General features: G+C 68.0%; 1 protein-coding gene. It reads right to left on the bottom strand.

Features of this window, described 5'->3' with window-relative positions; all coding sequences use genetic code 11:
• Positions 1-174: 174 nt before the first annotated feature.
• Positions 175-1,575, bottom strand: coding sequence for an IS1380 family transposase (locus CSR00_RS29770; protein ID WP_099025937.1), 1,401 nt, complete (start codon positions 1,573-1,575; stop codon positions 175-177).
• Positions 1,576-1,699: the final 124 nt, after the last annotated feature.

The following is a 1,699-nucleotide window of genomic DNA, read 5'->3' on the forward strand; positions in this document are numbered from 1 at the left end:
GGCTAGCCTCGATTTTGCGTGGTAGTTGGTGTGGGCTCGGTCTGGTGCCGAGTTGTGTTGTTGAGTAGCGGTTTTCGTGTGGCGGCGTGGTTGGTCTGTCCCGTGACGCCGGGCGGGGCGGGCTTTCCCAGTGCCGGTGGCCTTTCGTGGTCGGGCGGGTAGGGCGGTCAAGGGCTATCCGAAGGCGGTACGGATGTGTTGCCAGGCGGTAGCGATCTGCGATGCCCAGCGCCAGGTGGCATCGATACGGAGCCGGACTTGGCGGGCGCCGCGGGTGATCCGAGCCGCGACGTGCAGGACCCGGTAGCGGAAGGTGGTGATCTCGGCGCGGGCCAGGCCGGGGTGGGTGTTGAATCCGATGAGTCGTGCCCAGGTGACCAGGTCGGCGGCGGCCAGGACGATTTCCAGCCAGGCGGCGTTGGCCCAGAAGCTGTGGCAGGGCAGGTTGCGCAGGCCGGTGGCTTTGAGTTCGCGGATGCGGTCCTCGACACGGGCGTGCTGGCGGTGGCGCAGTTCCAGGCCGGCGACCTGGCCGGGGATGACACCGGCGGGTGTGTCGGTGATGAACGCGGTGACCCGCATCCCGTCGGCGTCGGTGAACCGCAACTGGGCACCGGGATGCGGGCGTTCCTTCCGCAGGACCAGCCGGGTGCCCGGCGGCCAGCTGCTCAGGGTGACCAGGTCGGTGGCCTCGGCGACCCAGGCGCCATCGCGGATACCGCCGTCGGTGTCGATCGCCGGATACCAGGCGTCGCCGAGATTGAGGGTGTCCACGGCATCCTGGACCCGCCAGTCAACGGGGTAGCCGAAGGAGAACCCGACCCCCTGCGTGCGGCAGGCCTCGGCGAATCCGTGGGTGGCCCCAGCAGTGTCGCAGCGCACCAGCACGTTGTTGGGGCCGTCGGGATGATCCGGGTCGGGTCGCCACGGGGCGGGCAGCGACGCCAATGCCTGGGCCAGGACGATGACGTGGTCACTGGCGGTATTGGAGCCGGCGTTGCCGGTGCGCAGCAGCCCAGCCAGGGCCTCCCCGCCGGCGATCTCCGGACGGTCCAAAAACGCCAGCAGCGGATGATGCCCGAACGTTTTCTTCCAGGTCGGCGTCGCCCCGACCTTGTTATCGGAATGATCGATCACCAGGGTGGCGTCGATGTCGATGTGCAACCAGCCACCCGATGCAGGAGCCGCACCGGCGGTCCAGGCCGCCGCCCGCGCACCAGCACGGGCCGCCCGCACCCCAGGTAGGTGTGCGGCGTCGATGCGTTCATCGACCAGCCGCCACATCGTGGTCGTCGAGGCCTTCGCCCCGAACACATGCTCACGGTCGCCGCACACCTGGCCGACCCCGTCGATGCAGTCCGCCCCGTCAGCGACCGCGGCCGCCAGATCCGCGAACACCTCCCCGGGCGCATACATCCACGGGCCGCGGTAGGTGTCGGCCAACGCGGCGCTGACCTGCGCCGATAACCCAGTCCAGTCGGCGAGCTCACGCAGCATGCCCATCCCGGCATGCGACACCACACCATGGCCATCGGCCGACACTTTCACCCGCGACCCGACCGCGATATTCTTCACTCGCGAGGTGCCTTCCCGTCAGGATGATTGAACCCTAGAGAAGTCCAATTATCCCTTGCAGGACAGGCACTTTCGCTTATCTACACACCCTCACAGCCGACATTCCGCGAAAAATCTGGGCTAG

The sequence above is a fragment of the Mycolicibacterium palauense genome (assembly GCF_002592005.1).
In the GTDB taxonomy this organism is placed as follows: Bacteria; Actinomycetota; Actinomycetes; order Mycobacteriales; family Mycobacteriaceae; genus Mycobacterium; species Mycobacterium palauense.